Origin of the sequence: Candidatus Symbiopectobacterium sp., assembly GCF_020054415.1 — a bacterium.
In the GTDB taxonomy this organism is placed as follows: domain Bacteria; phylum Pseudomonadota; class Gammaproteobacteria; order Enterobacterales; family Enterobacteriaceae; genus Symbiopectobacterium.
The window spans coordinates 1-3714 of sequence record NZ_JAHWCO010000643.1 but is presented as its reverse complement, the minus strand read 5'-3'; the positions used below and the strand labels follow the sequence as shown (position 1 = coordinate 3714).

At 50.5% G+C, this 3714-nt stretch carries 2 protein-coding genes; both read right to left on the bottom strand.

The window, feature by feature from the left end:
• Nucleotides 1-210: 210 nt before the first annotated feature.
• A complete protein-coding gene (csrA, locus tag QZ506_RS18700; RefSeq protein ID WP_005972168.1) occupies nucleotides 211-396 on the bottom strand; it encodes a carbon storage regulator CsrA in 186 nt (61 codons plus the stop codon).
• Nucleotides 397-722: 326 nt separating this feature from the next.
• Nucleotides 723-3350 (bottom strand): alanine--tRNA ligase, encoded by a 2628-nt coding sequence (gene alaS, locus QZ506_RS18695; protein WP_291973076.1) that lies wholly within the window; start codon nucleotides 3348-3350, stop codon nucleotides 723-725.
• Nucleotides 3351-3714: the final 364 nt, after the last annotated feature.

Below are 3714 nucleotides of genomic sequence, written 5' to 3'. Positions count from 1 at the left end.
GTGGTATTGCTGGTTCAGCAGGCAGTAAAGACTGGATGATCATCCATGCTTCATCGGGAAGGTCGTAGCGAGCCATAGTTCAATATACTGTGGAAACATACGGTTACTATAACTCAGGCAATTAAGGGACACAGCCTAAAACGTCATGGGAGGATATTCAGGGAAGCTAAAACGAACGCGTCCCTCCTGAGAGGCGAGACGCTCGGTAAATCAGTAGGACGTCGGTTGCGACTTTTCCGCTTGGATCCGCTGGTAAATCTCTTCGCGGTGAACAGAAACTTCTTTCGGCGCATTAACACCAATACGAACCTGGTTGCCCTTTACCCCTAGCACGGTAACCGTCACCTCATCGCCAATCATGAGGGTTTCGCCAACTCGACGAGTCAAAATAAGCATTCTTTGCTCCTTGAAAGATTATAAAGAGTCGGGTCTCTTTGTCTCCCCGCCATTATCCATCATGCGCCGTGAAAACATAAACCTAAATGGGGAAACGCACTCCGCCATCTTACTCCAGTGTATCGTTACTTTTAGTTTAGTCGATGTCAGCCGTTTTCGCTGTTTTATCACGACATTTGTTATCACAACAAAGGGCTATGGCATGCTCCGCTTACCAACACAAGCTCGGCAGACCGATATTTCCCCCCAGCGCACGTCCTTGGCCTAAGGGGAAAACGCCAAAATAAATATTTTGGCGTTTCGTTGAGATAATACACTATTTATAGTTATAGCCTATCCGTTACCCATGTTTCAACGCTAGATAGTGCCGAAGGTAAAGCGGCTGGGTTGTTCCCACCGGCTTGTGCCATATCAGGACGTCCCCCCCCTTTACCACCGACCTGCTGAGCGATAAAGCCAATCAATTCACCGGCTTTAACACGGTCGGTCAAATCCTTCGTGATACCGGAAATCAAGCTGACTTTATCTTCTGAGACGGTTGCCAGCACAATGATGGCTGAACCGAGCTGGTTCTTCAGATCGTCCACCATAGTACGCAATAATTTCGGGTCGGTGTTATCCAACTGTGTTACCAACAGTTTCGCACCCTTGATCGTTTTCGCCTTCGAGGAGAGCGAGGCACTTTCCTGGGCTGCCTGCTGTTCTTTCAACTGTTGCAGCTCTTTTTCCAACTGACGAGTACGATCCAGCAGGGAACGCACTTTTTCCTCCACGTTATGGCTATCTCCTTTGACCAGTTGGGTCACATCCTGTAATACGTCACTTTGACGATGCAGCGCCGCCAGTGCCCCACTGCCCGTTACGGCTTCAATGCGTCGAATACCCGCCGCCGTCCCTGATTCGGAGACAATCTGGAACAAACCGATATCCCCGGTACGTTTGGTGTGCGTACCACCACACAGCTCAATGGAGAAATCGCCCATGGTCAATACACGCACATGATCTTCATATTTCTCGCCGAACAGGGCCATTGCACCTTTGGCTTTTGCATCCGACAGCGCCATCACACTAGTGTCAACGTCGTGGTTACGACGAATCTGCGCGTTGACAATATCTTCCACCTGACGGATTTGCTCTGCCGTCATGGCTTCCGGCTGCGAGAAGTCAAACCGCAGGTAGTTATCGTTAACCAACGAGCCTTTCTGGGCAACGTGCTCGCCCAGTACCTGGCGCAGCGCGGCATGCAGCAAATGAGTGGCAGAGTGGTTAAGACGAATACGATCGCGACGCTCACTATCTACATCAGCATTCACCGTATCATTGACGCGCAGCGTACCCTGAGTCAGAGACCCTAGGTGACCAATTGCCTGACCAAACTTTTGGGTATTCCCAACGGTAAAGCACACGTTGGCATTATGCAGCGTCCCGGTATCGCCGACCTGACCGCCCGATTCCCCATAGAACGGTGTTTCATTGAGGATAGCCACGCCCTCTTCACCGGCATTGATCGCTTCGACCGCCTGTCCGTCTTGGTAGAGTGCAATAACCGTAACCTGCTGCTGTGTCTTGTCGTATCCCGTAAATGGCGTGGCCACATCAACACGAATCAGGGTGTTATAATCGATGCCGAACCCACTGGTTTCACGTGCGCGCTGGCGTTGTGCTTCCATCGCACGCTCAAAGTCGTCCTTATCCACCGTAAGATCGTGCTCACGGCACACGTCTTCCGTTAAATCGAACGGGAAGCCGTAAGTGTCATACAGCCGGAACGCCGTCTCACCGTCCAGTACGTTCCCTTTCAGGTTTTTGATCTCTTCATCCAGCAGGCTAAGGCCGCGTTCCAACGTGCGGGCAAACTGCTCTTCTTCCGCTTTCAGCGCCTGTTCAACCACCGCTTGCTGCTGTTTCAATTCATCAGCCGCCGCCCCCATGACCTGAATCAATGGCGCAACCAATTTATAGAAGAAGGCCTCTTTGGCACCGAGGAAATTACCGTGACGCACCGCGCGACGAATAATACGGCGCAGAACATAACCACGGTTTTCGTTGGATGGCATGACGCCATCAGCGATCAGGAATGCGCAGGAGCGGATATGGTCAGCGATAACGCGCAAGGACTTGTTGCTCAAATCCTGAGTGCCAATAATGCGCGCCGCTTCTTGGATCAATGTGGTAAAGACATCGATCTCGTAGTTGGAATTGACGTGTTGCAATACCGTAGTAACACGCTCCAGCCCCATCCCGGTATCAACAGACGGTTTAGGCAACGGAACCATGGTGCCATCCGCCTGACGGTTGAACTGCATAAATACCAGGTTCCAGATCTCGATATAGCGATCGCCATCTTCATCCGGGCTTCCCGGATGACCGCCCTGGATATGGTCGCCATGATCGTAAAAAATTTCCGAACACGGACCACATGGGCCAGTATCACCCATCTGCCAGAAGTTGTCAGATGCGTATTGACCGCCCTTGTTGTCACCAATACGGATAATGCGCTCGGCGGGTACACCGACTTCGTTTGTCCAGATGTCATAGGCTTCATCGTCGGTGGCATATACCGTTACCCATAATTTCTCTTTAGGCAGGTTAAACCATTGCGCACCAGTCAGCAGTTCCCATGCATATTGGATGGCATCACGCTTGAAGTAGTCACCAAAGCTGAAATTACCCAGCATTTCAAAGAAGGTGTGGTGACGCGCGGTGTACCCGACGTTATCTAAATCGTTATGCTTACCGCCTGCACGCACGCAGCGCTGTGACGTGGTAGCACACACATAGTTGCGCTTGTCCAGCCCCAGGAAAACATCCTTGAACTGGTTCATTCCCGCGTTGGTAAACAGCAATGTCGGATCGTTATTCGGCACCAATGAACTACTGGAAACGATCTGGTGTCCTTTACTCTGGAAAAAATCGAGAAACGCTTGACGGATCTCAGCGGTGCTCTTGCTCATAATTGTCCTGGAATGAAACTAAAAAAACAGATCGTGGGCAAGGCTAGTGCAGCATAGTGACGCTACACGTGCAACTCACGAACAAAAAGTGGGAATAAGATAAATTTTCTTCGGGGGGAAGTAAAACACCGGATGCATTCAATGCGAAAAATTAGTGTACAGGCTCCCGAATCCAGTTGTGCATCGTGCACATGGTGCGCAAGAGCCTGTACACGAGATTGTGTAATTGCCTGATTTTGATATGTTCAATCCAACATCAAAAGCAGGTTACTTTATGGACGAAAAACAGTTACAGGCTCTGGCTAACGAGCTGGCCAAAAATCTCAAAACCCCTGACTATCTCAACCAGTTTGATCGCCTGCTG

Bases quoted from the DNA above. Each gene is read 5' to 3' on its own strand.
- csrA (WP_005972168.1), bottom strand. From the start codon at position 396: ATGCTTATTTTGACTCGTCGAGTTGGCGAAACCCTCATGATTGGCGAT.
- alaS (WP_291973076.1), bottom strand. From the start codon at position 3,350: ATGAGCAAGAGCACCGCTGAGATCCGTCAAGCGTTTCTCGATTTTTTC.